The following is a 23,795-nucleotide window of genomic DNA, read 5'->3' on the forward strand; positions in this document are numbered from 1 at the left end:
TGGCGCCGCATCCAGCCTGTTGCCCTGTTTTGCGCGAGGGTGTTCCGGGGCGTGGCCCAAGCGGGTGCCGCCTTGAATCAACTTCGCAAGAGCTGGTAAAGGCCGGTGCGGCTTGCCGCACAATGCGCACCTTTCCCGCCGAACTATCTCTGACGTCTAGTCCATGTCCGTACCGAACCTCGACCGCCGCACCTTGCTCGCCAGCACTGCCTTGCTGGGCTTGGGCTCATGGGCCGCCGGTTGCAGCCATGTCGGCACGCCCAGAGACACGCTGGTTCAGGCCTTCGCTTTCGATGACATCATCACCATGGATCCGGCCGTCTCCTTCGAGGTGTCGGGCGGCGAGCTGCTGGGCAACACCTATGAGCGCCTGGTGGGCTTGGATCTGGAGGCGCCGGGCCAGGTTTTTGGGGTCTTGGCGCAGAGCTGGCAGGTTTCAGCTGATGGCCTGGTGTTCAGTTTTCAGCTCAAGCCGGAGCGACGCTTCGCCTCCGGCAATGCCTTGACGGCCGAGGATGTGGTGTTCTCCTGGCAGCGCGCCGTCCGCATGAACAAGACCCCGGCCTTCATCCTGACTCAGCTGGGATTGACTAAAACCAATGTGGAAGAACGGGTGCGTCAGACCGGGCCGCTGACCTTGCAGTTGGAGATCTCCAAGCCTTTTGCGCCCAGCTTTGTGCTGAATTGCCTGACGGCCACGGTCGCTTCGGTGGTGGACAAGCAGTTGCTCTTGTCCAAGGCGCAGGGAGAGGACTTGGGCGCGGCCTGGCTCAAGCTCAATCACGCCGGTTCCGGCCCTTGGAAGCTGCGTGATTGGCGTGCCAATGAAATCTTGGTGATCGAGCGCAACGAGCAGTTCCATGGCGACAAACCCAGCTTGGCGCGGGTGATCTATCGTCATGTGAAGGAGGCATCCACCCAGCGCCTGCTGCTGGAGAAGGGCGATGTCGACATCGCCCGCAATCTGGCGCCGCAGGATCTGCTCGCGCTGTCCAAGAGTCAGCAGATTCAGCTAACGCAGACCCCCAAGGGCTCGCTTTACTACCTGGGCTTGAATCAGCGGCATCCCTTGCTGGCCAAGCCCGAGGTGCGCGAAGCCTTCAAGTGGCTGGTCGATTACGAGGCCATCGGTGCCACCTTGATCAAGGGCATTGGTCTGCCGCATCAGAACTTTTTGCCCATGGGCTTGCTTGGGGCCAGCAGTGAGCGGCCGTTCCGCCTGGATGTGGATCGCGCTCGGGCGCTGTTGGCCAAAGCGGGCCTGGAAAAAGGCTTCACCGTCAGCATGGATGTGCGCAGCGTGCAGCCGGTGCAGGGCATTGCCGAGGCGATTCAACAGACTGCGGCGCGCGCCGGCATCCAGATTGAGATCATCCCCGGCGATGGCAAACAGGTCTTGACCAAGTACCGCAACCGTCGCCATGAGCTGTTCATCGGGGACTGGGGTTGCGATTACTGGGACCCGCACACCAATGCCGACACCTTCACCCGCAACCCCGACAACCGCGATGACGCCAAGAGTCGGCCGCTGAGTTGGCGCAACAGCTGGGAGATCCCCGAGTTGACCCGCCAGAGCGATGCCGCGGTCTTGGAGCAAGACCCGCAGCGTCGCATCCAGATGTATGAATCGCTGCAAGCCGAGTTCCGCCGCAGCAGCCCCTTTGTGATGATTTATCAACAAATTCAGGTGGCCGGCGTGCGCCGGCAGGTGCAGGGCTTTCGCATCGGACCGACTTCGGAGACCACCTTGATGGCGCCGGTGAGCAAGGCATGAGTCGGCCCTTGGTTTCTCCCTGGCGGACTGCCGCGCTGGCGTTTTTGCGCTTTGTGCCGGTGGTGCTGCTGACCTATCTGGGTTTGCTGGCGGTGACTTTTTTCATCGGCCGGGTGGTGCCGGTGGACCCGGTGCTGGCGGTCTTGGGCGATCGTGCCACCGAAGAGCAGATGGCGCAGATGCGCGAAGCCATGGGGCTGAACCTGCCCTTGTGGCAGCAGTTTTTCGACTACGTGGCCAAGGTCTTGCGCGGGGACTTGGGCACCTCGGTGCTGACCGGTCGGCCGGTCGTCGATGACATTGCCCGAGTCTTCCCCGCCACGCTGGAACTGGCCACGGTGGGCATCATCATCGGGGCATCGCTGGGGATCCCTCTCGGGGTTTGGGCTGCCGTTCGACGTGGGCGTTTGGCCGATCAATTGGTTCGAGTGATGGGCTTGGTCGGTTACTCGGTGCCGATCTTCTGGCTCGGCTTGATGGGCTTGGTGATTTTCTACGCCAAGCTGGACTGGGTCGGTGGCCCGGGTCGCATCGGGATTGGCTTTACCTACAGCGTGCCGCCCCGCAGCGGCTTGCTGCTGCTGGACGCGGCCCTGGCCGGTGAATGGCAGGCCATGCGCAGCGCCTTGGCTCATTTGGCCCTGCCTGCATCTTTGCTGGGCTACTTCTCCATGGCCTACATCAGCCGCATGACGCGCAGCTTCATGCTGAAGGAGTTGAGCCAGGAGTACATCGTCGCCGCGCGCGCCAAGGGCATCAGCGAGGCTCGCATCATCTGGGCTCATGCCTTGCGCAATGCGGCCGTACCCTTGGTGACCGTGGTGGCGCTCAGTTACGCCGGATTGTTGGAAGGCTCGGTCTTGACCGAAACCGTGTTCGCCTGGCCCGGCCTGGGCCTCTACATCACCCACTCTTTGCAGAACGCGGATATGAATGCGGTGTTGGGCGGCACCCTGGTGGTGGGCTCGATCTTTATCGCACTGAACTTGTTGTCTGACCTGCTTTATCGCTTGTTGGACCCACGGACCCGATCATGACGACGATGGAGACAAGCAAGCCAGCCTTGGGCTTGCGGGCCTGGCTGATGAGCGAGCGACCCGCTTCGCGCCGGCAAGCGGCCTTGGGTCGGGCCTATGTAGCCTGGTGTACCTTTGCACGCAACCGGCTGGCGCTGCTGGGCTTGTTCATCATCTTGGGCCTGGCCCTGGTGGCCGCGCTGGCACCCTGGCTCGCGCCTTACCGACCCGAAGTCGGCGACTTGATGACCAGTCGCCTGCTGCCGCCGTCGGCCGAGCACTGGATGGGCACCGATGATCAGGGGCGCGACATTTTTTCGCGGCTCTTGCATGGTTCGCGCATCACCTTGTTGGTGGTCACCTTGGTGGCCTTGCTGGCGGCGCCGATTGGCTTGTTGGTGGGGACGGTGGCGGGCTTTATGGGCGGCTGGGTGGACGCCGTCTTGATGCGGGTGACCGATATCTTTCTGGCCTTTCCTCGCCTGATCTTGGCCTTGGCCTTTGTGGCGGCCTTGGGGCCAGGCATTGAGAACGCGGTGTTGGCCATTGCGCTGACCTCCTGGCCGCCGTATGCACGCATCGCCCGGGCCGAGACTTTGAGTCTGCGCAATGCCGACTTCATTGCCGCGGTGCAGTTGATGGGCGCTTCCAAGGCCCGCATCATCGGGCGCCACATCATGCCGCTGTGCCTGCCCTCGGTGATTGTGCGGGTCACGCTGGACATGGCGGGCATCATCTTGACCGCCGCCGGCCTGGGCTTTCTGGGCTTGGGGGCGCAGCCGCCGATGCCCGAGTGGGGCGCCATGATTGCCGCCGGCCGGCAATACGTGCTCGACCAATGGTGGGTGGCCGCGGGGCCAGGTCTTGCCATTTTCATCGTCAGTCTGGCCTTCAACCTGCTGGGCGATGGTCTGCGCGATGCGCTGGATCCGAAGGCGGTTGAATGATGGATCGGGAGTCTGAAACCATGTTGACGGTGGAGAACTTGCGCGTGGCCTTCCCGCTGCGGGATGGGGGCATGCAGGAGGTCGTGCGCGGGGTGTCCTTCACGCTGGGCCGTGAGCGTTTGGGGCTTGTCGGCGAGTCTGGCTCGGGCAAGTCGCAGACCGGCCGGGCCATCATGGGGCTGTCGGCGGCGCAGGCCAGCATCAGCGCCGATCGCTTGAGCTTTGAAGGCATCAATCTGCTCCGTTGCAGCCCGGCCGAGCGGCGCGCACTGCGGGGTCGGCGCATGGCCATGGTGTTGCAGGACCCGAAGTACTCGCTCAATCCGGTCATGCGGATCGGCGAGCAAATCGCTGAGACCCTGTTGGCGCATCAAAGACTCAGCCGCGCCGAGGTGCAGGTTCGGGTCATGAAGGCCCTGAGCGATGTGGCCATTGACGACCCGGCGCGCGTCAGTCGCCTGTACCCTCATGAAGTCTCCGGAGGCATGGGCCAGCGGGTGATGATGGCGATGATGTTGATCGCCGAGCCTCAGCTCTTGATCGCCGATGAACCGACCTCGGCCCTGGACGTGACGGTGCAATTGCAGGTGCTGGGTATTCTGGATCAGCTGGTCCGACAGCGTGGCATGGGCCTGATCTTCATCTCGCATGATCTGCGCTTGGTCTCGACCTTTTGCGACCGCATCCTGGTGATGTACGCCGGCCGGGTGGTGGAAGAAATTGCCGCCAGCCGTCTGCATGAAGCGCAGCACCCTTACACCCAAGGCCTGCTCAATTGCCTGCCGCGCTTGGATGAGGCGCGTCATCCGCTGCCCACGCTGCAGCGGCAAGAGGCTTGGAGGGGCGCCGCATGAGCTTGGGCTTGAACATCAGCGGCTTGCAGGTGCGCTTTGGCGACTTCACCGCCATTCACGACTTGAGCCTGCGCCTGGCGCCCGGCGAGAGCCTGGGGCTGGTGGGGGAGTCCGGGTCGGGCAAGTCAACCATCTTGCGCGCCGTGTGTGGCTTGGTGAAGCGCGCCTCGGGCCGCGTCGATCTGCTGGGCGAGGGGGCCTTGCCCGCCGCGGGCAGCCGCGACTTCCGACGCTGTGTGCAGATGGTGTTTCAAGACCCCTATGGTTCTTTGCATCCACGCCAAACCGTCGATCGAATGCTGGCCGAACCCCTGGCCATTCACGGGCTCGGTGATGCCGAGACCCGCATCGAAGCGGCGCTGGATGCGGTGGGCCTGGGGCAGGGCTTTCGCTTCCGCTACCCACATCAGCTTTCCGGGGGGCAGCGGCAACGTGTGGCGATTGCGCGCGCCTTGATTCTGGAGCCGCGCATCCTCTTGCTGGATGAGCCGACCTCGGCGCTCGACGCCTCGGTGCAGGCGGAGGTGCTGAATCTGCTGGAAAGCTTGCGGCGTGAACGCGGCCTGAGCTTTTTGATGGTGAGCCATGATCTGGCGGTGGTCACCCATATGTGCGAACGGCTGATGGTGATGCAAGCGGGGCGTGAAGTGGAAACCCTGTCCGCCAGTGATCTGGCCGCGAAGCGGGTCAAGGCCGATTACACGCGGCAACTGATGCGCGCCTCGGCGGGGTTTGTGCGCCCCATGTCTGCGGCTTGACGCCAGGCTGTAACTGCCAGTCTTTAAGATGGCGGCATGAAGATTGCGCTGATCGCCCATGATGGCAAGAAGAACGATATGGTGGCCTTGGCGGCCCAGTTCTTGCCTTTTTTGAAGACTTGCACGCTCTTGGCCACCGGCACCACCGGTCGTCGCTTGCACGAAGAGTTGGGGCTGGAGCCTGAGCGAATGCTCAGTGGGCCGCTGGGTGGCGACTTGCAGATCGGTGCGCGCCTGGCCGTGGGGCTGGTCGATGCGGTGATCTTTTTGCGCGACCCGATGACGCCGCAACCGCATGAGCCCGACATCAATGCCTTGGTGCGCGCCTGTGACGTGCACAACGTGCCTTGCGCGACCAATATCGCTGGTGCCCAGCTGATGTTGCAGTGCTGGGCAAAAGCGGGTTGACTTAAGCCCATACCTCGGGGGGCAGGCCGGCCGCATGCTGCCGTAGATCCGGCGGGCGTCGTGTTCCGGCTCAGTTTGGGACGCCGGTTCGGCGATTGCTGGCCAGGCCTGAGGCGGGCCACCGCATGAGCCCGCCTGCCGCTTTCTTGCAAAGCGCATGGGCGAATCTGCGGCAAAAAAATGCAGGCCAGCTTGGGCAAATGGGCATTCCAAAGTAAAATGCTCGATTCTTTCCAACTCAGCCGCGTCGAGTTTGGGCGATTTTCCTGCTCGATCAGTGCCGCGTCTTTACTTGTTCTACTTGTAAGGGGGTTGGTGAACCTGTGCTTTTTGCAACCAATCCTTTGTACCGGAGCCATTCATGGGCAACAAAATCATCACCGAAGCCGCTCGTCGCGCTACCCCCCGCCCTGTCGCCCCCAAGGGCGTGACCTTCACCGCTCCGCGTGGCCAGAAGTGCAGCCTCGAGCGTGGCTCGCACACCCGCAGCAAGAAGAACCCCGGCAAGCGTTGCAGCAGCGGCGGCTGATGCCGGCAGGCTGCTTCTGACGTCGCAACCCAGATGGGGGCGACGTCGGGCAGGGAAAAGAGATGAGGCCCTGACCGGGGCCTCATCTCTTTTCTGCGCTACGCTTTTGCAGCCGCCTCCCTCTCATTTCAGCTCAACTGCCGAACGACAGCCATGATTCGCATCACCGAACTCCGTCTGCCGCTGACTCATGCCGAGGATGAACTCCGGCCCGCCGTCGTGCAACGGCTGGGCTTGGCGAGTGATGAGGAGCTGCTGGCGTTTCATGTTTTCAAACGCAGCTACGACGCGCGCAAGAAGTCGGCCATCCAGCTGATTTACACGGTGGATTGCGAGCTGAGCGACGAGGCCGCGGTGCTGCAGCGCTTCGAGGGCGATCCGCACATCAAGCCCAGCCCGGACACCCAGTACAAGTTTGTTGGCCATGCGCCGGCGGACTTTTTCACGCCCGAGGCGCAGCGCCGTCCGCTGGTGATTGGCTTCGGCCCCTGCGGCATTTTTGCGGCCTTGATCTTGGCCCAGATGGGTTTGCGGCCCATCGTGCTGGAGCGCGGTAAAGACGTGCGCCAGCGCACCAAGGACACCTGGGGCCTGTGGCGCGAAAGCGAGCTGAACCCGGAGTCGAATGTGCAATTCGGCGAGGGCGGTGCCGGCACCTTCTCGGACGGCAAGCTCTGGAGCCAGATCTCCGACCCGCGCCATCTGACCCGCAAGGTCTTGACCGAGTTCGTCAAGGCTGGGGCACCCGAAGAAATCCTCTTCGTCAGCAAGCCGCACATCGGCACCTTCCGCTTGGTGTCCATGGTCATCAAGATGCGCGCCGATATCGAGGCCTTGGGCGGCGAGATTCGCTTCGAGCAAAAGGTCACCGACGTCTTGATCGAAGACGGCCCCAAGGGCAAGCACATTCGCGGCGTCACCCTGGCTTCGGGCGAGCAGATTGCCTCTGACCATGTGGTGCTGGCCCTGGGCCACAGTGCGCGCGATACCTTCACGATGCTGCATGAGCGCGGCGTCTATATGGAGGCCAAGCCTTTCTCCATCGGCTATCGCATCGAGCATCCGCAAAGCGTGATTGACGCGGCGCGTTTTGGCGCCAGCGCCGGTCACCCGATTTTGGGCGCGGCCGATTACAAGCTGGTGCACCACGCCAAGAATGGCCGTTCGGTCTACAGCTTTTGCATGTGCCCCGGCGGCACGGTGGTGGCCGCCACCAGCGAGCCGCTGCGCGTCGTCACCAATGGCATGAGCCAGTATTCGCGCAATGAGCGCAATGCCAACGCCGGCATTGTGGTGGGTATCAACCCGCAAGACTATCGGCAAGACGGCAAGCATGAAGGCCCGGTGAGCCCGCTCGACGGCATGGCTTTCCAGCGCATTTGGGAGAGCCGCGCCTATGAACTGGGCGAGGGCGGCTACAAGGCGCCGGGCGCCTTGGTGGGCGACTTCATCAAACGCCAGCGCTCCAAGGTGCTGGGCAATGTGGAGCCCTCTTACAAGCCCGGCGTGACCCTGACCGATTTGCAGCAGAAAGGCCGCGGCAGCCTGCCCGAGTATTGCTTGGACGCGATCCGCGAGGCCTTGCCGGCCTTCGAGCGCCAGATCAAGGGCTTCTCTCGCGCCGATGCGGTCTTGACGGGCGTCGAGACGCGCACCTCCTCGCCGCTGCGCATCACGCGTGGACGCGACTACCAAAGCCTCAATGTGCAGGGCCTCTACCCCGCCGGTGAAGGTGCGGGTTATGCCGGCGGCATCATGTCCGCCGGCGTGGACGGCATTGAAGTGGCGGAGGCCTTGGGCGCCAAACTGTTGGCATCGGCTTGACCGACGCTGCCGGGTCGCCGGCCTAGTCTGAGAGTTGCGGTTTGCTGCGGCGCAGGTAAAACTGTTCGACTTGCGCCCCGTAGCGTTTCAATGCTTCCGGCCCGAAGGCTTCTTCAATGCTGGCACGCAGCAGGGCAGAGCCTGCTGCTGTGCCCAGAGCTTGATCGATCGCTCGGATAGCGGCCAATCCCCAAGGTGTGCGCGGGCAGGCGATGCCGATGCGCAGGGCTTGAGTCGCGCCCTGAATCGGCAAGGCGACAAAGGCCTCTGCAGGGAGTTCGCGCGCCTGCATTTTTGCCAGGGCACCGCTGTTGTCGATCCAATAGTCGGCGCGGCCTTTCGCCAGCATGTCCTGCAGTCGCTCGCCATAGCCCTGCGTTGCATAGTCGGCCAAATGCGTGCCCCGAGGTTGCTGAGCCAGCACACCATCGATGAACTCACCATAGCTGCGGCCGCGGGCGAGCGCCCCGCGCAACTGAGCTTGCTGAATGAGCTGCGCCAGGTCGACCTCATCGGCGCTGTTGCGTGGCACCTGCGTCAGCTTGTCGCGCCGGACCATCAGTTCGGCGGGGGGCGCCAACATGGTGTCGGTGAAGTAGGCTTCTTCTTCGCGGGCGGCCGTGCGCACGGTCAGCGGGCGGCATGCCGGATCACCCCGTTGGATCATTTGCCAACTGCGAATGGCGTTGGTCGACAGGTATTCGTGGCGGATGTGCGGCAGCTTCTGGGTGATGAAGCTGAGCGTCGGATTGATGCGGCTGGCATCCGCCTTGAGCCAGATGATGCGTTCAAGCCGCACCGGCGTGTTCGATGTAGCAGTGGGGGTGGCCCCCGCCGTGCTTGTCATCAGCAGCAGGCCAATCATCGACATCAACAGGAGCTTGCTCATCGGCGAGGGTTCCCTGGGCGCCCGAAAGACCTGCGCAGTTTAGAACGCAGCTTCGGCTTTGGGCACTGCATTTGCGCCGCCCTCGCGCCGGCGGATGCTCAGAACACTTTGCTGGGGCGGGCGCGGTCCTTGTAGAACGCGTCTTGCCGGCTCGCGCAAACGCGCCGGGCTTCGGGGCGCAGCAATCGGTCGGACGACTCGCGCAACAGCGCCACGCCAGCCGGCGTGCTCAAGGCGCGATCGATCTGGGTGATCGCGGCCAAACCCCAGGGCGTGCGCGGACAGGCCACGCCCCCCACCACCAGTTCACTGGCGCCTTGAATCGGTAGGCTGCGCAAGGCCTGCGGGTCCGATCCTGGGCTGTGGTTGAGCAGCAGATCCATGGCGGTCGGATAGTCGATCAGATAGTCCGCACGATCGGCCAGCAGCATCTGCAGCAGCTTGCCGCCAAAGTCGCCATGCGAGTGGCTGAATACGGCCCGATTCTCGGGGCGGGTGGCGAGAACGCTGTCGATGTACTCGCCGTAGCTGCGCTTGTCGGTCAAGACGCCGCGCAGGGTCTCGTCGGCCAGCAGCTTTCTTAGATCCACTTCCCCTTGGGCATCACGCGGCAGCGCTTCGAGCTTGTCTGCGCGAACGATCAATTGCATTGGCGCCAACAGCAAGGTGTTGCTGAAGTAGGCGATTTGTTCTCGCTCGGCCGAGCGAATCAAGGACGCGTGACAGGCTGTCTCGCCTTGCTGAAGCATCTTCATGCTTCGTTTGGCATTGGCGCGCACCACGCTGTGTTCGATGTCAGGCAGTTGTGCGGAGACATACTTCACCAGCCGGTCCGCCACACCAAAGCCAACGCGGCTTTGGCCTACCTGTGTGCTGTCCGGCGTCAACCAGACGATGCGCTTCACGGCGGCCGTCTGAGAGGAGGGCGTCGCGGTATGGGCTTGGCTTGGCAGGGCGATCGACAGGGCGATCAAAAAACTCAGACAAGAGAGCAAGAAGGAAGAGACGGGGGGCACCACAAACAGTCGAACAGCCAAGGTGCGCCAGCATAGAGGCAAGATCAGGCCGTGATACTCAGGCTCAGCCCGCAAAGCATCAATGAGCGTGCGCTATGCGCCCATCAGCTCGATCAATTCCTTGACGAATTCCAGTGCCTCCTCGGGGCTGGCAAAGTAGCTTTCACCGCCCAGGTCGGCGGCATCGCCATCTGGCCCGATATGCACGATGGACCAGCCTTGCGCGCCACCGTCGATGGCGCAGATGCCAAAGCAGCCCGGGGCCAAATCCTTGGCCGAACCGGCGGTGATGAAAATGTCTTTGTCGAGATGGGAGTAATAGCGCTTCACCGCCGCATTGTCAGTGCTCTGCTTCGCGTCCTGTCCGATACTGCTGCTCGTTTGAATCGAAATCAGGAGTGCAGGCATGACAAAAGCAGTCTGGAATGGCGTCGTGGTGGCCGAGAGCCCCAACACGGTGATGGTGGAAGGCAATCACTACTTCCCGCCTGAATCCTTGAAGCGCGAGTACACCAGCTTCAGCAACCACCGCAGCGGCTGTGCTTGGAAGGGCCAAGCCCATTACCTGAGCCTGTTCGTCAATGGCGAAATGAACCCCGACGCCGTCTGGTTCTACCCCGAGCCGACCGAGGCCGCCGCTGAGATCAAGGGCCACTATGCCTTTTGGAAGGGCGTGCAGATCGAGGAGTGAGTGCTTCTGAGTTTCTCGCGTTCAGCGCCACAAGTTTTTTTCCAAGCCAAGCTGTAGGCCCTGCCGCTTCAACTCAGGAACCTGTCACCGGCCACAAGGCCCACAGCCGCAGCGGCTGCTTCATCCGGCCGGCTTGTTGTTCGGCTTCGCTGCCCCAACCCCAGAAGTAGTCGGCGCGAACCGCGCCGACGATGGCGCTGCCGGTGTCTTGCGCCATCATCAGGCGGCGCAATGGGGTGTTGCTCAAGGGCTCGCTGGCATCCAGCCAAACGGGCGTGCCATAGGGGATGCTGCTCCTGTCCACCGCAATCGAGCGCCCGGGTGTCAAGGGCACGCCTTGCGCCCCGCGCGGCCCAAGGTTCGGGTCCGGCAGCGGCTCCTCTTTGAAAAATACATAACGCGGATTGCTCCAGAGCAAGTCTCGGGCTTGCTGCGGATTGCGCCTCAGCCAGTCGCGGATGCCGGGCCAAGAGGCCTCGCCCGGGCGCAACTCGCCGCGTTCGATCAAGGCCTTGCCAATGGACTGATAAGGGTGGTCGTTATGCCCCGCAAACGCCATCCGTATCCATTGGGGGCGCCCCGCGCTGTCGTTGATGCGCAGTCGTCCGGAGCCTTGAATCTGCAGCACCAGCAGGTCCAGGGGATCTTCCAAAAAGGCCAACTCAAGCGGGCGCAGCCGTTGGCGCAACTGCGGGTCGGACTCGATCTGCTGGCGGGTGAAATAGGGACGGCGCTGGTTCAGGTCGGGTGGTGCCGCCAGCACCGGCACCTGGAAACCCGCCAGGGGCCGACGCGTGGCGTCCAGCATCGGCTCGAAATAGCCGGTGACCAGCCCCTGCGCCTCGCCTTGATGGCTTTCTACCCGGTAGGGCTTGAGATGCTGCATCAGCCACAAGGCCGCCTGGGCGTCATCCTCGGGTGCCGGTGCCCGGTTGATGCGAGCGCACAGCTCGGCCCAGCCTGAGGCGGGGCGCACGCAACCTCGAGACAGTGCAGGCCACAACTCGGCGGCCCGGTCGGCACCCCAGCCGGGCAACTCGCTCCAGTCCGCCTCGACCCAGCGCGAGCGTTCGCGCAGCAGCACCGCCCTGGGCCGCGGCGTTTCTGTTGCGACAGATGGGCTTGCTGAACTCGCTGGCGCGGCGGGTGCTTCCGCACTTTTGACCCCACTGCCGGCCGGTGGCGAAGGTGCAGGCGTGCTGCATCCCGCCAAGCCCCCTAGAATCGCCGCCGTTGCGGCAAGTTGCCGCCACAGGCTGTTGGCGAGAATTGAGGCTGCAATGGGTTTGTTACTGCTGGAGGCGCTGGCCGCTTTGGCGCTGTTTGTGTTCATCATCTGGTGGACCATGTTCTCGGGGCGCAAGGGCGGGGAGCGCCGCCTGGACTCCGAGAAAGACGATCGTCAAGGCTGAGTGGGGGACTCCGCGGCTTGGCGCTTCGGGGGTAAAAAGAAGCTGCGCGGCTGCTGGCGAAGCCGTCGCCAGATGGCGGAGCTCAAACGTGCGCGGTCTGACAGCCGGATGCCGCGGGAACGCAGCGCCACCTTCAAGGCCAGATAAAAGCTAACACTCAGATTCAGCACCCCGGTCATCGCAATGCCGGCCACGCACCACCAGAAATCGGCCATGCGGAAGATGTCGACGCCGAGCGCGCCAATCGCGGCGAAGAGTTGTCCGGTCGACAAGGTCACATGGCGCACATCCAGCGGCAAGCCGATGAAGTTGAGCAGCACCGGCACCAGGCCGAGCATCATGCCCAGCGAGACATTGGCGGCGACACCCGAAACATTGTCCCGCCACCAATGCGCCCAACGCTGCGCCCGCGCTTGACCCAGGCGGGCGATGATCTTGGGGTTCCAGGCGATCGCGCTTTCCAGTCGGTGCAACACAAACCAGTTCTCGACCCAACCGGCCACCATGCTGCTGGCGAAAAGCAAGACGCCGGTAAAGGCAGCGAACAAGACCGAAGGGCCCAGCAGGGTCAGTGAGTGCAGCACATAGTGGGCCGACTTTTCGCCGACCACCGGCGCACCAAAGATCAACCAGCTGCACAGCTGAACGCCCAGCACGATCGGCGCGACCACCGCCAGATTGCCGAAGATGCCCGCAAACTGAGAGCGCAGCAGATTGGCCACTTCATCGACAAAGCTGTTCAAACCGGCCTCGTCGTCAATGTGTTCGAGCTTTTGCGCCATCGCAGGCGCGGTCATGGCCGGCTGCTTGGTGGCCACCGTCCAATGCAGCAGGTGAATGATCAAGAAGCTCATCGCGTAATTGGCCCCGGCCCAAAAGCCGGTCCAAAAGGCGCTCATCCCAATCGCCACCACGGTGAACTTGGCAAAAGTCGTGCCGGCAATGATGGCGCCGCCACCGGCCGCATGCTTGAGCATGGCGCGGTAGTCGGCGCGGTCGCGGGTGATGTAGTGTTCGCCGGTCTCGGCGCTGCGCTCGGCCACCTTGCGCGCCAGCAGCGAATAGTGGTGGGAGAACAGTTGCCGAACGCTGCGGCGTTCGTGGACCACCCGGACCAAGCTGGCCAACAGGCGAACCAACTCGCGCTGGGGCTGCTCGGCCACCAGGCAGTCCAGCAAGGCTTCGATACGCAAGATGCGAGCTTGCATCTGCTCCAGCGCGAATACGATCTCGACCGAGACCCCATGGGTTTCCAGATGCTCGGGGATGCTGGCCGCCGCGCGCTGACAGGCATCCAGCAAGGCGCGCAAGAACTGCAGGGCCTGGCTCACCGTCGCGGGATCGCCGTCTTGGATGGCGTCGACCAAGTCATCGCAGGCGCTGGCCAGTTGCTCGAACGGTTGGCTGATCAGCAACTCGGGGCTCATGCGGCGACGCAAGGCGCCGGCCAAGCCATCGGCGCGCACCGAGCTGATCAAGGTGGTCAAGCCGCTCAGCATCGGCGCTTGCCAATCCTTGCCGGGTCCGGGGCTGGAATTCGGTGAACTGGACTGAAGCAGGCGGCTCAGTCTTTGCAGCAGCTCGTCGTCCAGCGCGCGCAGCCAATGCTCGTCCGACTCGTCGGGAAATAGCAGATCGAAAAGCTCGGCCAGGTCTGTGGTGTCGGCGGTGCGCGGCAGCAGGCGCTGGCGCAGACGGTGCAGGAACTCGCCCCACAGTGCCACGCGCGGCGCGAAGCCCACGTCGGCAAACAAGCCGATGGCATCGACATCGCGCCAGATCGAATTCAGCACCCCGGCAAAGGCCTGCGCATGTTCGGGGTTGCGTTCCAGCACATTCAGCAGATGCTTGAGGCGCAGGACCGGCAAGGGCGTCGTCGCGCCGGCAACTTCGTCGCGCTGCGCCGGGTGGCGGAGCCATTCCAGCAGGCGGGCCAGCCAAAGATTCCGATTCGCCAGACGGGCACGCGGATCCGCTGCGTTCAGCAGCGCGGTCAGATCCCAGCCTGGAGCAGAACGGAACCAGCCCATCAATGCAGGGCGCCGCTGTCGGCGAGCATGAACTCAGGCACTTCGGTGTAAAACACCTCGGCCGCCTCCGTCACACACAGCAGCCTGCCGTGCATGCTGCCCTGCGGCGTGGCGATCTGCGCCCAGGAGCGGTATTGAAATTTCTCGCCCGGCGCCAACAGCGGTTGATGACCCACCAGCGCCAGACCGTCCACGGTTTGCTCGGTGCCACGCGCATCGGTGATGTGCCAGTGGCGACCGATCACCTGGGCGCCGATGTCCCCGGTGTTCTCGATCGTGATCTGGTAGCTGTAGGCGTAAACGCCGTGTTGCACATCGGTGTGTTCGGGCAGCACCTGAACCAGAACGCTGCACTTGAGTTGCGGATTAGCCATGCGCGGATTCTAGGCGGCAGCCGCGCTGCGGCGCACAAGCTTTCGCACCCGCTGCATGCCGCCTTCCTGCGCGCGGCACCGCTATGCTGCGGGCCTTGAATGCTTGTTCCGCCCTACCATGAACGCAGACACCGCCCTCTACTTCCCGCCCGATGGTCAAGCCCGCTGTCGCTGGTGCGCTGCGGCGCCGGGTGACGCGACCTATCTGCATTACCACGACACCGAATGGGGCTTCCCGGTGGTCGATGACCGGCGCCTGTTTGAAAAGCTGTGCCTGGAGGGATTCCAGTCCGGCCTGTCCTGGCGCACCATCTTGAACAAACGGGAGGCGTTTCGAGCCGCTTTTGCGGGCTTCGACTTTCAACAGATGGCGCGCTTTGACGCCAGCGATGTGGAGCGCCTGCTGCAGGATGCGGGCATCGTGCGACACCGGGGCAAGATTGAGGCGGTGATCAATAACGCCCAGCGCTGTGTCGACTTGGTCGCCGAGCAGGGCTCTTTGGCTCGCTACATCTGGCGCTTTGAGCCGGCAGCGCTTGATAAGCCGGTGCCGGCCACCGAGTCAGAAGCCTCACGCGCTTTGTCCAAAGATCTGAAAAAACGAGGCTGGAAGTTTGTCGGCCCGACCACGATGTATGCCTTCATTCAGTCCATGGGCCTGATCAATGACCATGCCCTGGAATGCATCACGCGCGAGAAGGTCAGTGCGGCGCGCAAAGCCTTCCAACTGCCGGTCAGCTGATGCGTAGAAAAGGCCAGGCCGCCGGCTCGGGATGAGCGCGGCGGCCTGGCAGCTGGCTACGGGCCTGCTGATTTACTTCGGCATGATGACGCTGTCGATGACGTGAATCACGCCGTTGTCAGCCGCGATGTCGGTGGCGGTGACCTTGGCTTGATCGACCATCACGCCGCCCTGGGTGGCGATCGTCAACTCGCTGCCTTGCACGGTCTTGACTTTGCCGGCCTTGACGTCTTTGGCCATCACCTTGCCGGGCACCACGTGATAGGTCAGCACGGCCGTGAGCTTGGCCTTGTCTTTCAGCAAGGCATCCAAGTCGGCCTTGGGGATCTTGGCAAAGGCGGCGTCGGTCGGCGCGAACACGGTGAAGGGGCCCTTGCCTTTCAGCGTGTCGATCAGGCCAGCCGCTTGAAGCGCGGTGGCCAGGGTTTTGAAGTTGCCCGCAGCCACGGCGGTGTCGACGATGTCTTTGGCCTGCGCAGTCAGGGCGCTCAGGCTCAGGGCGGCAATTGCGAAATACTTTTTCATGACAGTCCTTCGATGGTGGGTTGAAAGGGGAATGGGAGAGTCGAGTTGGGGGCTCAGGTCAAGAAGGTGATTCAGGGCTTGGGCAGGATCACCTTGTCGATCACGTGAATCACGCCATTGCTGCTCATCACGTCGGTGCCGGTGATCTTGGCCTTGCGGGCTCTCTGGTCGGTGATGCTCAGGCCGCTGTCCACCGTGAAGGTCTCGCCTTGAACGGTTTTGATCGCGGTGCCGACCGGCACATCGGCCTTCAAGACGCGGCCAGCGACCACGTGGTAGGTCAGCACCTGCGTCAACAAGGGCTTGTTGGCCAACAACTGATCTTTGGTAACGCCCAGTTCGCCCAGCAAGCTGGCGAAGGCTGCATTTGTCGGTGCGAAGACGGTGAAGGGGCCGGTGCCGCTGAGGGTTGCGCCCAGGTTGGCGGCGGTCACGGCTTCCACCAGGATGCTGAAGTCGGCCACGGCCGCTGCAGTCTCCACAATGTTCTTGTTGGCCGGCAGGATCACCTTGTCGATGGCGTGGATGACGCCGTTGCTGGCGGCAATATCGGTCAGGATGATTTTTGACGTTCGGTTGCGCCCGTCGGTGATGACCAGATCGCTGCCGACCGCGTCAACCTTGAACACGCCGCCTTGCACGGTGGCGATGGCTTTGCCAGCCGGGACGTCTTTTTTCATGACTTGGGCGGGAAGCACGTGGTAAGTCAGCACCGCCTTCAACAAGGCCTTGTCGGCCAGCAACTGGGCCTTGGTCATGCCCAGCTCGGTCAGCAGCAGGGCGAAGGCGTCATTGGTGGGGGCGAAGACGGTGAAGGGCCCGGTGCCGGTCAGGGTGGTGGTCAGGTCAGCCGCAACCACCGCTTCAACCAGGACGCTGAAGCGTGCGTCGTTCTGGGCGACCTCCACGATATTGGGGTCACTGTCGTCGCTGCTGCAAGCGACCAAGCTGCTGGCAATGCCAATGAGAAACAGAGATTTGAACCACTTGAACATGGGAACACTCCTAGGGTTGATGGGGCTCGGCTGGCGAACCTGCGGAACAAACGAGTTAGGACGCTCAGTGGTAGCTGAGCAAAGGGTGCTGGAGGCGATGCAAGACACCATCACGGGTCTGTTGGTTGCAGTCCTGGCTCAAGGCCTGAGCCCAAGAGCCCTCGCCAATCAGCCCCAGGGCAGACAGGTTGACCGAGTCGCCGTTGCAGGCGACCAAGCGGCCACCCCAAGGCAGTTCGTCACTCAGCCACTTGCCCACGAAGAGGTGCCGGCCGACCAGATGCCGCAGCAGTTCTGAAGGGCCGCTCAGCAGCGCCTCGGCGCTCAGCCCCAGTTGTTGCTCGATCAAGGACCAGCCGGCGTTGCAAGGCGCCAGCAAGGTGAAGGGGCCGCTGCCGGCCAGCCAGTGCTGAAGCCCGCTGGTGTGAAGTGCCGCGTTGAACAGGCTGAACTCGGGGGCCTGAGCCAGCAAATCCAAGAGGTTCTGCTCGGCCGGGCGCAGCACTCGGTCAATCAGGTGGGCCTTGGGGCCCGCGTTCGTCGGCATCGCCCTCAGCAGGCGAGCGCTGGCGCCCTGCGCATCGCGCAAAACGCCGCGTGCCTCGAGCTTCAGTGCTTGCCCGTTGGCGCAGCGAATCAAGCTGCCCGGGCTGGCCCAGGCGGGATTCTGACCCTCCATCAAGACATGGCCCAACATCAGCGCGCGCAGCCGCGGCAGATCGCTGCACAAGTCGGCCCAGCCGAGCTTCATGTCGAGCAAGAGCGCATCAAAGGCCGCGTCGCTGGGAATCAACAGGTGGACGGAGCTTGACCGAGTCATCAGGCTGGCCAGACCACTCAAGCGCATCGCTTCAAGCCAACGGTTCAGGCTGAAGTCTTCTTGGACTGGCTGAGCCGGGCTCAGGGTCGAGGGGCAGAGCCCGGCCTGGCTTGCTTTCTGGAGCCGCAAGCCGATGGGCGTGGCCAGGCTTGGGGTGGATAAGGCGTTCATCGTCATCATTTCGAAAGCTCCGACGGATGGGGCGGCGTGCTGTTTTGTATCGAGTGGTGCAAATGTGAACTAAGCAGTTCACAAAGTCAACAGATGAGTCGCAAAATAATTTGATCAGTCTCAAATGGACGGTGCAGTATGCGAAATGCCTGCGGCACCGTAGAATCGGCGCATGGCCAAACTTTCTTTTCGTGAACAACAGCTTCAATTGCGTGAAGACGCCATCGTGGCTTCGGTCAACCGCCTGCTTTCAGAGAAGGGCTTCGACCTGATGACGGTGGATGAGGTGGTGGCCGATGTCGGCATCGCGAAGGCCAGCCTTTACAAGCACTTCCCATCCAAAGAGGATTTGGCCGCAGCGGCCATGGTGAAGGTGTTGGAGCGCGCGTTGGCCGAGGTGGCCAGGTTGCGCGAAGAAGAGGGCGGCACGCCGCTGGACAAGCTCAAGGGCGTGGCCCGTTGGACCATGCAGGTGCAGTTGGCGGGGGAGATGCCCTCACTGCCGGCGCAGAACTCCAGCCTGCGCGCGGCACTGGTCGCGCACAAGGTCTATATGGACTGCTTGCTGCGCCTCTCGGATGAGTTGGGCGAGTGGATCGAGGCGGCGCAAAAGGACGGCAGCCTGAGAGCCGAACTGGCGCCCGAGGTCGTGCTCTACACCTTGTTTGCGCGCGCCTGCGATCCGGTCTTGGGTCTGCTGAAGGCGGCGGGGCAGTACAGCCATGAGCAGATCATTGACATGTTGTTGCTGAGTTGCTTTGGCGGCCTTGCGGCCTCGCCCAGCCAAGTCGCGGTCGCGGCTGTACCCAAGCTGCGCAAGAAGGCCGCCTGAACGCGCGAACCCTGGCGCTGCCTCGGCGGCTGTCCAAGCGGTTTTCCGGTCCAGCGCCCCTTGTCCTTAAAATCGCGGCCTGCCCCACATTTCTGGGCGGGCACTTGAGGCCTGCCATCAAGCCATGAGCTCCAACTTCTGCATCGCCCCCAGCATCCTCTCGGCCGACTTTGCCCGCTTGGGCGAGGAGGTCCGCAACGTTCTGGCGGCTGGTGCCGACTGGATTCACTTCGACGTGATGGACAACCATTACGTGCCCAATCTGACTTTCGGGCCCATGGTCTGCGAAGCGCTGCGCAAGCACTCGGTCAAGCCGGATGGCACGCCTTGCCCCATCGATGTGCATTTGATGGTGGAGCCGGTGGACGCCCTGGCCGTCGCCTTTGCCAAGGCCGGCGCCGACATGGTGACCTTCCACCCCGATGCCTCCAAGCATGTGGACCGCACCCTGCAGCTGATCAAGGCCGAGGGCAAGCAAGCCGGTTTGGTTTTCAACCCGGCCGAGCCGCTGGATGTGTTGGAGTGGGTGATCGACAAGGTCGACATGATTCTGATCATGAGCGTCAACCCCGGCTTCGGCGGCCAGAGCTTTTTGCCCAGCGCGCTGAAGAAGCTAGAAGCCGCTCGCAAAATCATCGAAAAGAGCGGCCGTCAGATTCGCCTTGAGATCGACGGCGGCGTGAAGGTGGACAACATCCGCCAGATCGCTGACGCTGGCGCCGACACCTTTGTGGCCGGCTCGGCCATCTTCGGCAAGCCCGACTACAAGGCCGTCATCGACGCGATGCGCGCCGAGCTGGCGCGCTGATCGGCCGTGCCTTCAGTCCTCTTCGTCTGCACCGCGAATATCTGCCGCTCACCCATGGCCGAGGCGGTGCTGAAAGCGCGCCGCGAATCACTGGGGCTGGGCGCCGCCGCGGCGTTTGAACTGGTGCAGTCGGCCGGTGCACGAGCCGGCCCACGCGGCGAGCCCATCGATGCGCGCGCGCTGGCCGCGCTGCAGCGGGGGCAGCTCTCGGTCGAAAAGAAGTGGCGCTCGAAGCGGGTGCAGCCCGAAGATTTCGAGCGTTATGACTTGATCTTGGCGATGGAGTCGGACAACCGGGATGTGCTGCTGAAGCTCTGCCCGCCGGAGTTGCAGCACAAGCTGCATTTGCTCTTGGACTTTGTGCCTGGCTTGGAAGGGCAAGACGTGCCCGACCCTTACTTTGGCCCGGCAGCCGGCTTTGACCATGTGCTGGCCTTGATTGAGCGCGGCGTGGCCGGTTTGGGCGAGGCCTGGCGCAAGGGCACCTTGCCCAAGGCCTGAACCGACTAACTGTCGCGGGCCTCAGGCCACCATCACGTGGCGGTTTTTCAGCACCAGGTGGATCTTGTCGCCAATGGTGTCCTTGTTGAAAGGCTTGACCACATAGCCGCTGGCGCCGAGCTGGGCGGCGCGCACGATGTCTTCCTTGCGGCCCTCGGCCGTGACCAGCAGCACCGGCACCTGGCGCAGCACGCTGCCCTCGGGCTTTTGGCGCAGCGCTTCCAACAGCTGAAAGCCGTTCATCACCGGCATATTGATGTCGCTGAGCACAAAGTGCACTGGCTCGCCAGACTCAGCCGCCACCTCCAGGGTGCGCAGCGCCACATGGCCGTCCTCGGCCTCCAAGATCTTGCGAAAGCCCAGCTCGCGCAGCAGGCCCGAGATGATGCGGCGCATGGTCGAAAAATCGTCCACCACCAGGAAACAGAAATCTTCGCGTTTGATCGTCGTGACCATGCCGAGCCTTCCTCCGTCGAGTGTCACTATCCTACCCAGCCCGGCGGCTGCTCGCCCTCAAACAAAGAGGGCAGCCCTGAGGCTGCCCGCAAATCTGTGAATCTTTACTCAGCTCAGAGCGTGGGGTAGTCGGTGTATCCCTTGGGCCCCGGCGTGTAAAAGGTGCTGGCGTCCACTGCATTAAGCGCAGCGCCGGCTTTGAGGCGCGCGGGCAGGTCCGGGTTGGCGAGGAAGCTGGTGCCGAAAGCCACCGCGTCGAGCAGGCCAGCCTCAATGGCCTGTTCGGCCTCTTCGCCGCTGTAGCCCATATTGCCAATCAGCACGCCCTTGTACTTGGCGCGCGCGACCGGCATCACATCGGCCTTTTGAACCTGGAAGAAGTCGGCGCGCATCACATGCAGATAGGCCAGCTTGAAATCGTTCAGGCGCTCGGCCAAGAAGCCGATCAGGCCGATCGGGTCGCTGTCCACCATGCTGTTGTAGCTGTTCAGTGGCGACAAGCGCAGGCCCACGCGCTCCGCGCCGATGGCCGCAGTGACGGCGGTGAGCACCTCAAACAGGAAGCGCGCACGGTTTTCCAAAGAGCCACCGTAAGCATCGCTGCGCTTGTTGACCCCGTCGCGCAGGAACTGGTCGATCAAATAGCCATTGGCGCCGTGCACCTCGACGCCGTCAAAGCCGGCGGCAATCGCGTTGCGCGCCGCTTGCGCGTAGGCCTCGACGATGGCGGGCAACTCATCGGCGCGCAGCTCGCGCGGCTGTGCATTTGGCAACTTGCCTTGCGGCGTGTGCACCTCGCCCTCGATGGCGACATTGCAAGAGGAGACGTTCTCCACTCCGTCATTGGCCGCCGGATGGGCGGCGCGGCCGGAGTGCCAGATCTGCATGAAGATGCGGCCGCCCTTGGCATGCACCGCCTCGGTGACTTGCTTCCAAGCTTGCACCTGCTCGGCCGAGTAAATGCCGGGTTCGTTCACGAAGGCTGAAGTGCCGGGCGCCACCATGGTGCACTCGGTGATCAAGAGGCCGCCACTGGCGCGCTGCGCGTAGTACTCGGCCATCAAGGCATTGGGCATATGGCCAGCATCGGCGCGGGTGCGCGTCAGCGGCGCCAGCAGCACGCGATTGGGAAGGGAGAGGGCGCCGACTTGGAGTGGGGAGAACAGCATGAGTGAGACCTTGATGGGCTAGATAAGCCGAGACGGTATCAGTTCAGACAAAGTCCCGGGTGCTGCGAGCTGAGGAGAAAAATGCTAGCCCTTGCGTTTCATCAGAGCCGCAGAACTTTCCTGTGCCTCGACCTCTGATGTGCTCAAGAACCCGCTTGCAGGGCCACCGCCAGCCGCGCACCCACCAAGGCATTGTGTTTCACCAAGGCGATATTGGTGGCCAGGCTGCGGCCCTCGGTCAGGGCCTTGATGCGGGCCAGCAAAAAGGGCGTCACGGCCTTGCCCTGGATGCCTTGTGCCTCTGCCTCACCCAGCGCCTGGGCGGTGATGGCATCAATTTCTTCGCGCGGCATGGCTTGATCGGTCGGCACCGGGTTGCTGATGACCACACCGCCGGCCAAGCCCAGCGCCCATTTGCAGCGCAAGAAGTCGGCCTGCTCGGTGGGCGTGTCCAAGCGGAAGTCGGCCTTGAAGCCACTGTCGGGCGTGTAGAAGGCGGCGAAATTGTCTTGGCCGATGCTGAGCACCGGCACGCCATAGGTCTCCAAGTATTCCAGCGTCAGGCCAATGTCTAGGATGGACTTGGCGCCTGCGCAGACCACCGCCACCGAGGTCTGGGCCAGCTCTTGCAGATCGGCCGAGATGTCAAACGAGGTCTCGGCGCCCCGGTGCACCCCGCCGATGCCGCCGGTCACAAAAACCGCGATGCCGGCCAACTCCGCGCAGATCATGGTGGCCGCCACCGTGGTGGCGCCGATCTTGCCGCTGGCCAGCACATAGGGCAGGTCGCGGCGGCTGACCTTCATCGCCTCGGGCGATTGGCCCAGCAGCTCCAACTCTTCGTCAGACAAACCGATTCGGATCTTGCCGCCCAGCACCGCAATCGTGGCTGGCACGGCACCCTGGGCGCGGATCAGCGCCTCCACCTCGCGAGCGGTTTGCACATTCTGTGGGTAAGGCATGCCGTGCGAAATGATGGTGCTTTCCAGCGCCACGATGGGCCGGCCGGCGGCGCGGGCGGCGGCCACTTCGGGTGAAAAGGCGAGAAACTTTTGGGCGTCAGTCATGGGTGTGTTCATGGCAATAGCAATTCAGGGCTGAGTTCGGGCGAAACGCTGTGTTCGCTTCGCAGCGTGAGTCGGGCCAGGCGCAGGCCCAGCTTGCAGGCGGCGGCCAGATCCTCGGGCTCTTGCAGCAGCGCCGCGCAGACGCCGGCGGCAAAGGCATCGCCCGCGCCGCTGACCTCCACCACCGGCGTGGCCGGCGGCTTCAAGGACTTCAGCGCCTGGCCGGCCACACCAAAGAACACACGCCCCGCGCCCTGGGTCACGATCAAGCGTTGCAGGCCGCGCGCAGCCAAGGCTTCATGGGCCTCTTGCAGCGTGGCGGGCTCATCTTCGGCGAGCACCAGCCCGGTCGCGGCGGCCAGTTCATCGCGGTTCAGAATCAAAAGGCTCAAGCCTTCCAGCGACTTCGGCAGCCGCGCCATCTTGGGCGCCGACACCGCTATCGCCACCAGTGGCGCGGCCTTTTCCTCGGCGGCCTCGGCCAGCAAAAAGGCCAGGCTCTCGGCCGGCAGATTCAGGTCCACCAAGGTCAGCCCGGCCTGCGCTCTTTGCGCCGCGCATTGGCGCAAATAGTCGGGTGTGAGTCGCTCGCACAAATCCATCTGCGCCAGGCCCAGCACCAACTCCCCCTCGGGGCTCAGCACTGCGGTGTAGCTGCCGGTGGGGGCGTCGGCGGCGATCAGGCTGGCGCTGCTGTCCACCCCGACGCTGGCCGCATGACCCAGCAAATAGCGCCCAGCCGCGTCATCGCCCAGCGCCGTCAAGAGCTGCACCTGCAAGCCCAGCCGGGCCAGGTTCTCGGCCACATTGCGCGCCACGCCGCCGGGGCTTTCGCTCAAGCGCGCCGGGTTGGAGTTGCCCATCTGCAAGGCTTCAAGCCCGCGCAGCTTGCGGTCCACATTGCTGCCGCCAATGCACACCAGCTTGCGCGCGCCCGGCAGCACATAGGCCCGCCCGAGGATGCGTCGCTCCTTGGTGAGCGCCGCCACATAGCCCGCCACCGCCGAGCGCGACAAGCCCAGCCGCTCGGCCAAGTCTTGCTGGCTGATGAAGGGGTTGTGGGCGATCAGGGCGAGGAGCTGATCTTTCTTGGAGTCCATGCCGACATCTTAAAACACTTGTTTTTATGTGGGGACACTTGTTTGCTTGATGCCGACCGTGTTGTTCGTTCATCTGGCAGGTGGCGA

27 protein-coding genes are annotated in these 23,795 nt (G+C 63.4%); 14 read left to right on the top strand and 13 right to left on the bottom strand.

All coding sequences use genetic code 11. The features are described 5' to 3' along the window. Window positions 1-163 precede the first annotated feature (163 nt). The 8 genes from ACOVRJ_RS02500 (at window position 164) to ACOVRJ_RS02535 (ending at window position 8,110) form a co-directional block, all read left to right on the top strand. Window positions 164-1,774, top strand: coding sequence for an ABC transporter substrate-binding protein (locus ACOVRJ_RS02500; RefSeq protein WP_422042326.1), 1,611 nt, complete (start codon window positions 164-166; stop codon window positions 1,772-1,774). Further along, complete coding sequence (locus ACOVRJ_RS02505) at window positions 1,771-2,811, top strand: ABC transporter permease (protein ID WP_422042327.1); 1,041 nt, start codon at window positions 1,771-1,773, stop codon at window positions 2,809-2,811. The genes ACOVRJ_RS02500 and ACOVRJ_RS02505 overlap by 4 nt, the downstream gene beginning before the upstream one ends. After that, window positions 2,808-3,737, top strand: coding sequence for a nickel transporter permease (gene nikC / locus ACOVRJ_RS02510; protein ID WP_422042328.1), 930 nt, complete (start codon window positions 2,808-2,810; stop codon window positions 3,735-3,737). The genes ACOVRJ_RS02505 and nikC overlap by 4 nt, the downstream gene beginning before the upstream one ends. Next, a complete protein-coding gene (locus tag ACOVRJ_RS02515) occupies window positions 3,737-4,591 on the top strand; it encodes an ABC transporter ATP-binding protein (RefSeq protein ID WP_422042329.1) in 855 nt (284 codons plus the stop codon). The genes nikC and ACOVRJ_RS02515 overlap by 1 nt, the downstream gene beginning before the upstream one ends. Next, the gene (locus tag ACOVRJ_RS02520) at window positions 4,588-5,349 is read left to right on the top strand and encodes an ABC transporter ATP-binding protein (RefSeq protein WP_422042330.1); all 762 of its coding nucleotides are present in this window, start codon (window positions 4,588-4,590) and stop codon (window positions 5,347-5,349) included. Before ACOVRJ_RS02515 ends, ACOVRJ_RS02520 begins: the two co-directional genes overlap by 4 nt. Before the next feature lie 36 nt (window positions 5,350-5,385). Next, entirely contained in the window at window positions 5,386-5,757 is a 372-nt protein-coding gene (locus ACOVRJ_RS02525) for a methylglyoxal synthase (protein ID WP_422042331.1), read from the top strand. A gap of 361 nt (window positions 5,758-6,118) precedes the next feature. Further along, window positions 6,119-6,286: a hypothetical protein gene (locus tag ACOVRJ_RS02530; protein WP_422042332.1), complete on the top strand. Its 168-nt coding sequence runs from the start codon at window positions 6,119-6,121 to the stop codon at window positions 6,284-6,286. Window positions 6,287-6,439: 153 nt separating this feature from the next. Continuing rightward, on the top strand, window positions 6,440-8,110 hold the full coding sequence (locus tag ACOVRJ_RS02535) for an NAD(P)/FAD-dependent oxidoreductase (protein WP_422042333.1): 1,671 nt from the start codon (window positions 6,440-6,442) through the stop codon (window positions 8,108-8,110). Between the two features lie 22 nt (window positions 8,111-8,132). Here ACOVRJ_RS02535 and ACOVRJ_RS02540 read toward each other — a convergent pair whose 3' ends face one another. The 3 genes from ACOVRJ_RS02540 to ACOVRJ_RS02550 all read right to left on the bottom strand — a co-directional run bounded on the left by ACOVRJ_RS02540 (window position 8,133) and on the right by ACOVRJ_RS02550 (window position 10,423). Continuing rightward, entirely contained in the window at window positions 8,133-8,999 is an 867-nt protein-coding gene (locus tag ACOVRJ_RS02540) for a hypothetical protein (protein WP_422042334.1), read from the bottom strand. A 98-nt stretch (window positions 9,000-9,097) separates the two neighbouring features. After that, the gene (locus ACOVRJ_RS02545) at window positions 9,098-10,015 is read right to left on the bottom strand and encodes a TIGR02285 family protein (RefSeq protein WP_422042335.1); all 918 of its coding nucleotides are present in this window, start codon (window positions 10,013-10,015) and stop codon (window positions 9,098-9,100) included. 93 nt (window positions 10,016-10,108) lie between these two features. Then, a complete protein-coding gene (locus tag ACOVRJ_RS02550) occupies window positions 10,109-10,423 on the bottom strand; it encodes a hypothetical protein (RefSeq protein WP_422042336.1) in 315 nt (104 codons plus the stop codon). Here ACOVRJ_RS02550 and ACOVRJ_RS02555 point away from each other — a divergent pair. Beyond that, window positions 10,422-10,706: a DUF427 domain-containing protein gene (locus tag ACOVRJ_RS02555; RefSeq protein WP_422042337.1), complete on the top strand. Its 285-nt coding sequence runs from the start codon at window positions 10,422-10,424 to the stop codon at window positions 10,704-10,706. The two genes, ACOVRJ_RS02550 and ACOVRJ_RS02555, sit on opposite strands and share 2 nt — an antisense overlap. Window positions 10,707-10,779: 73 nt before the next feature. Here the strand turns inward: ACOVRJ_RS02555 and ACOVRJ_RS02560 are convergent, their stop codons facing one another. Further along, a complete protein-coding gene (locus tag ACOVRJ_RS02560; RefSeq protein ID WP_422042338.1) occupies window positions 10,780-11,790 on the bottom strand; it encodes a murein transglycosylase A in 1,011 nt (336 codons plus the stop codon). Between the two features lie 196 nt (window positions 11,791-11,986). Between ACOVRJ_RS02560 and ACOVRJ_RS02565 the strand changes: the two genes are divergently transcribed. Continuing rightward, window positions 11,987-12,118 (top strand): hypothetical protein, encoded by a 132-nt coding sequence (locus ACOVRJ_RS02565; protein WP_422042339.1) that lies wholly within the window; start codon window positions 11,987-11,989, stop codon window positions 12,116-12,118. Here the strand turns inward: ACOVRJ_RS02565 and ACOVRJ_RS02570 are convergent. Both ACOVRJ_RS02570 and apaG read right to left on the bottom strand, forming a co-directional pair. Then, window positions 12,109-14,148, bottom strand: a complete 2,040-nt coding sequence (locus ACOVRJ_RS02570; RefSeq protein ID WP_422042340.1) for a site-specific recombinase — start codon at window positions 14,146-14,148, stop codon at window positions 12,109-12,111. The genes ACOVRJ_RS02565 and ACOVRJ_RS02570 overlap by 10 nt on opposite strands. After that, window positions 14,148-14,522 carry a Co2+/Mg2+ efflux protein ApaG gene (apaG, locus tag ACOVRJ_RS02575; RefSeq protein WP_422042341.1) on the bottom strand — a complete coding sequence of 125 codons (375 nt, stop codon included), beginning with the start codon at window positions 14,520-14,522 and terminating at the stop codon, window positions 14,148-14,150. The genes ACOVRJ_RS02570 and apaG overlap by 1 nt, the downstream gene beginning before the upstream one ends. A 118-nt stretch (window positions 14,523-14,640) precedes the next feature. Here apaG and ACOVRJ_RS02580 point away from each other — a divergent pair, with 118 nt between their 5' ends. Further along, window positions 14,641-15,264 carry a DNA-3-methyladenine glycosylase I gene (locus ACOVRJ_RS02580; protein WP_422042342.1) on the top strand — a complete coding sequence of 208 codons (624 nt, stop codon included), beginning with the start codon at window positions 14,641-14,643 and terminating at the stop codon, window positions 15,262-15,264. 72 nt (window positions 15,265-15,336) lie between these two features. Here ACOVRJ_RS02580 and ACOVRJ_RS02585 read toward each other — a convergent pair whose 3' ends face one another. The 3 genes from ACOVRJ_RS02585 to ACOVRJ_RS02595 all read right to left on the bottom strand — a co-directional run bounded on the left by ACOVRJ_RS02585 (window position 15,337) and on the right by ACOVRJ_RS02595 (window position 17,775). Continuing rightward, on the bottom strand, window positions 15,337-15,789 hold the full coding sequence (locus ACOVRJ_RS02585) for a fasciclin domain-containing protein (RefSeq protein WP_422042343.1): 453 nt from the start codon (window positions 15,787-15,789) through the stop codon (window positions 15,337-15,339). 71 nt (window positions 15,790-15,860) lie between these two features. Continuing rightward, the gene (locus tag ACOVRJ_RS02590) at window positions 15,861-16,784 is read right to left on the bottom strand and encodes a fasciclin domain-containing protein (protein WP_422042344.1); all 924 of its coding nucleotides are present in this window, start codon (window positions 16,782-16,784) and stop codon (window positions 15,861-15,863) included. A 64-nt stretch (window positions 16,785-16,848) separates the two neighbouring features. After that, window positions 16,849-17,775, bottom strand: coding sequence for a fasciclin domain-containing protein (locus tag ACOVRJ_RS02595; protein ID WP_422042345.1), 927 nt, complete (start codon window positions 17,773-17,775; stop codon window positions 16,849-16,851). A gap of 172 nt (window positions 17,776-17,947) precedes the next feature. Between ACOVRJ_RS02595 and ACOVRJ_RS02600 the strand changes: the two genes are divergently transcribed. From ACOVRJ_RS02600 to ACOVRJ_RS02610, 3 genes are all read left to right on the top strand, one after another. Beyond that, on the top strand, window positions 17,948-18,607 hold the full coding sequence (locus tag ACOVRJ_RS02600) for a TetR/AcrR family transcriptional regulator (protein ID WP_422042346.1): 660 nt from the start codon (window positions 17,948-17,950) through the stop codon (window positions 18,605-18,607). 124 nt (window positions 18,608-18,731) lie between these two features. Beyond that, the gene (gene rpe / locus ACOVRJ_RS02605; RefSeq protein ID WP_422042347.1) at window positions 18,732-19,415 is read left to right on the top strand and encodes a ribulose-phosphate 3-epimerase; all 684 of its coding nucleotides are present in this window, start codon (window positions 18,732-18,734) and stop codon (window positions 19,413-19,415) included. Between the two features lie 6 nt (window positions 19,416-19,421). Further along, on the top strand, window positions 19,422-19,916 hold the full coding sequence (locus tag ACOVRJ_RS02610) for a low molecular weight protein-tyrosine-phosphatase (protein WP_422042348.1): 495 nt from the start codon (window positions 19,422-19,424) through the stop codon (window positions 19,914-19,916). Between the two features lie 21 nt (window positions 19,917-19,937). On the opposite strand, the gene ACOVRJ_RS02615 is transcribed toward ACOVRJ_RS02610, so the two are convergent. From ACOVRJ_RS02615 to ACOVRJ_RS02630, 4 genes are all read right to left on the bottom strand, one after another. Further along, window positions 19,938-20,372 (bottom strand): response regulator, encoded by a 435-nt coding sequence (locus ACOVRJ_RS02615; RefSeq protein WP_422042349.1) that lies wholly within the window; start codon window positions 20,370-20,372, stop codon window positions 19,938-19,940. A 113-nt stretch (window positions 20,373-20,485) separates the two neighbouring features. Further along, window positions 20,486-21,541, bottom strand: a complete 1,056-nt coding sequence (locus ACOVRJ_RS02620; RefSeq protein WP_422042350.1) for an alkene reductase — start codon at window positions 21,539-21,541, stop codon at window positions 20,486-20,488. 143 nt (window positions 21,542-21,684) lie between these two features. After that, window positions 21,685-22,608, bottom strand: coding sequence for a pseudouridine-5'-phosphate glycosidase (locus ACOVRJ_RS02625; RefSeq protein WP_422042351.1), 924 nt, complete (start codon window positions 22,606-22,608; stop codon window positions 21,685-21,687). 8 nt (window positions 22,609-22,616) lie between these two features. Beyond that, window positions 22,617-23,708, bottom strand: a complete 1,092-nt coding sequence (locus ACOVRJ_RS02630; protein WP_422042352.1) for a carbohydrate kinase — start codon at window positions 23,706-23,708, stop codon at window positions 22,617-22,619. Window positions 23,709-23,795 lie beyond the last annotated feature (87 nt).

The organism is Roseateles sp., assembly GCF_049240545.1.
Classification (GTDB): Bacteria; Pseudomonadota; Gammaproteobacteria; order Burkholderiales; family Burkholderiaceae_C; genus Paucibacter_A.

Excerpts from the sequence above, each read along its gene's own strand:
- ACOVRJ_RS02550 (WP_422042336.1), bottom strand. The coding sequence starts at position 10,423 with ATGCCTGCACTCCTGATTTCGATTCAAACGAGCAGCAGTATCGGACAG.
- ACOVRJ_RS02570 (WP_422042340.1), bottom strand. The coding sequence starts at position 14,148 with ATGGGCTGGTTCCGTTCTGCTCCAGGCTGGGATCTGACCGCGCTGCTG.
- ACOVRJ_RS02580 (WP_422042342.1), top strand. The coding sequence starts at position 14,641 with ATGAACGCAGACACCGCCCTCTACTTCCCGCCCGATGGTCAAGCCCGC.
- ACOVRJ_RS02520 (WP_422042330.1), top strand. The coding sequence starts at position 4,588 with ATGAGCTTGGGCTTGAACATCAGCGGCTTGCAGGTGCGCTTTGGCGAC.
- ACOVRJ_RS02540 (WP_422042334.1), bottom strand. The coding sequence starts at position 8,999 with ATGAGCAAGCTCCTGTTGATGTCGATGATTGGCCTGCTGCTGATGACA.
- ACOVRJ_RS02500 (WP_422042326.1), top strand. The coding sequence starts at position 164 with ATGTCCGTACCGAACCTCGACCGCCGCACCTTGCTCGCCAGCACTGCC.
- ACOVRJ_RS02565 (WP_422042339.1), top strand. The coding sequence starts at position 11,987 with ATGGGTTTGTTACTGCTGGAGGCGCTGGCCGCTTTGGCGCTGTTTGTG.
- ACOVRJ_RS02615 (WP_422042349.1), bottom strand. The coding sequence starts at position 20,372 with ATGGTCACGACGATCAAACGCGAAGATTTCTGTTTCCTGGTGGTGGAC.
- ACOVRJ_RS02595 (WP_422042345.1), bottom strand. The coding sequence starts at position 17,775 with ATGAACGCCTTATCCACCCCAAGCCTGGCCACGCCCATCGGCTTGCGG.
- ACOVRJ_RS02555 (WP_422042337.1), top strand. The coding sequence starts at position 10,422 with ATGACAAAAGCAGTCTGGAATGGCGTCGTGGTGGCCGAGAGCCCCAAC.
- ACOVRJ_RS02585 (WP_422042343.1), bottom strand. The coding sequence starts at position 15,789 with ATGAAAAAGTATTTCGCAATTGCCGCCCTGAGCCTGAGCGCCCTGACT.
- apaG (WP_422042341.1), bottom strand. The coding sequence starts at position 14,522 with ATGGCTAATCCGCAACTCAAGTGCAGCGTTCTGGTTCAGGTGCTGCCC.
- ACOVRJ_RS02590 (WP_422042344.1), bottom strand. The coding sequence starts at position 16,784 with ATGTTCAAGTGGTTCAAATCTCTGTTTCTCATTGGCATTGCCAGCAGC.
- rpe (WP_422042347.1), top strand. The coding sequence starts at position 18,732 with ATGAGCTCCAACTTCTGCATCGCCCCCAGCATCCTCTCGGCCGACTTT.
- ACOVRJ_RS02630 (WP_422042352.1), bottom strand. The coding sequence starts at position 23,708 with ATGGACTCCAAGAAAGATCAGCTCCTCGCCCTGATCGCCCACAACCCC.
- ACOVRJ_RS02535 (WP_422042333.1), top strand. The coding sequence starts at position 6,440 with ATGATTCGCATCACCGAACTCCGTCTGCCGCTGACTCATGCCGAGGAT.
- ACOVRJ_RS02600 (WP_422042346.1), top strand. The coding sequence starts at position 17,948 with ATGGCCAAACTTTCTTTTCGTGAACAACAGCTTCAATTGCGTGAAGAC.
- ACOVRJ_RS02525 (WP_422042331.1), top strand. The coding sequence starts at position 5,386 with ATGAAGATTGCGCTGATCGCCCATGATGGCAAGAAGAACGATATGGTG.
- ACOVRJ_RS02515 (WP_422042329.1), top strand. The coding sequence starts at position 3,737 with ATGGATCGGGAGTCTGAAACCATGTTGACGGTGGAGAACTTGCGCGTG.
- ACOVRJ_RS02625 (WP_422042351.1), bottom strand. The coding sequence starts at position 22,608 with ATGACTGACGCCCAAAAGTTTCTCGCCTTTTCACCCGAAGTGGCCGCC.
- nikC (WP_422042328.1), top strand. The coding sequence starts at position 2,808 with ATGACGACGATGGAGACAAGCAAGCCAGCCTTGGGCTTGCGGGCCTGG.
- ACOVRJ_RS02530 (WP_422042332.1), top strand. The coding sequence starts at position 6,119 with ATGGGCAACAAAATCATCACCGAAGCCGCTCGTCGCGCTACCCCCCGC.
- ACOVRJ_RS02505 (WP_422042327.1), top strand. The coding sequence starts at position 1,771 with ATGAGTCGGCCCTTGGTTTCTCCCTGGCGGACTGCCGCGCTGGCGTTT.
- ACOVRJ_RS02620 (WP_422042350.1), bottom strand. The coding sequence starts at position 21,541 with ATGCTGTTCTCCCCACTCCAAGTCGGCGCCCTCTCCCTTCCCAATCGC.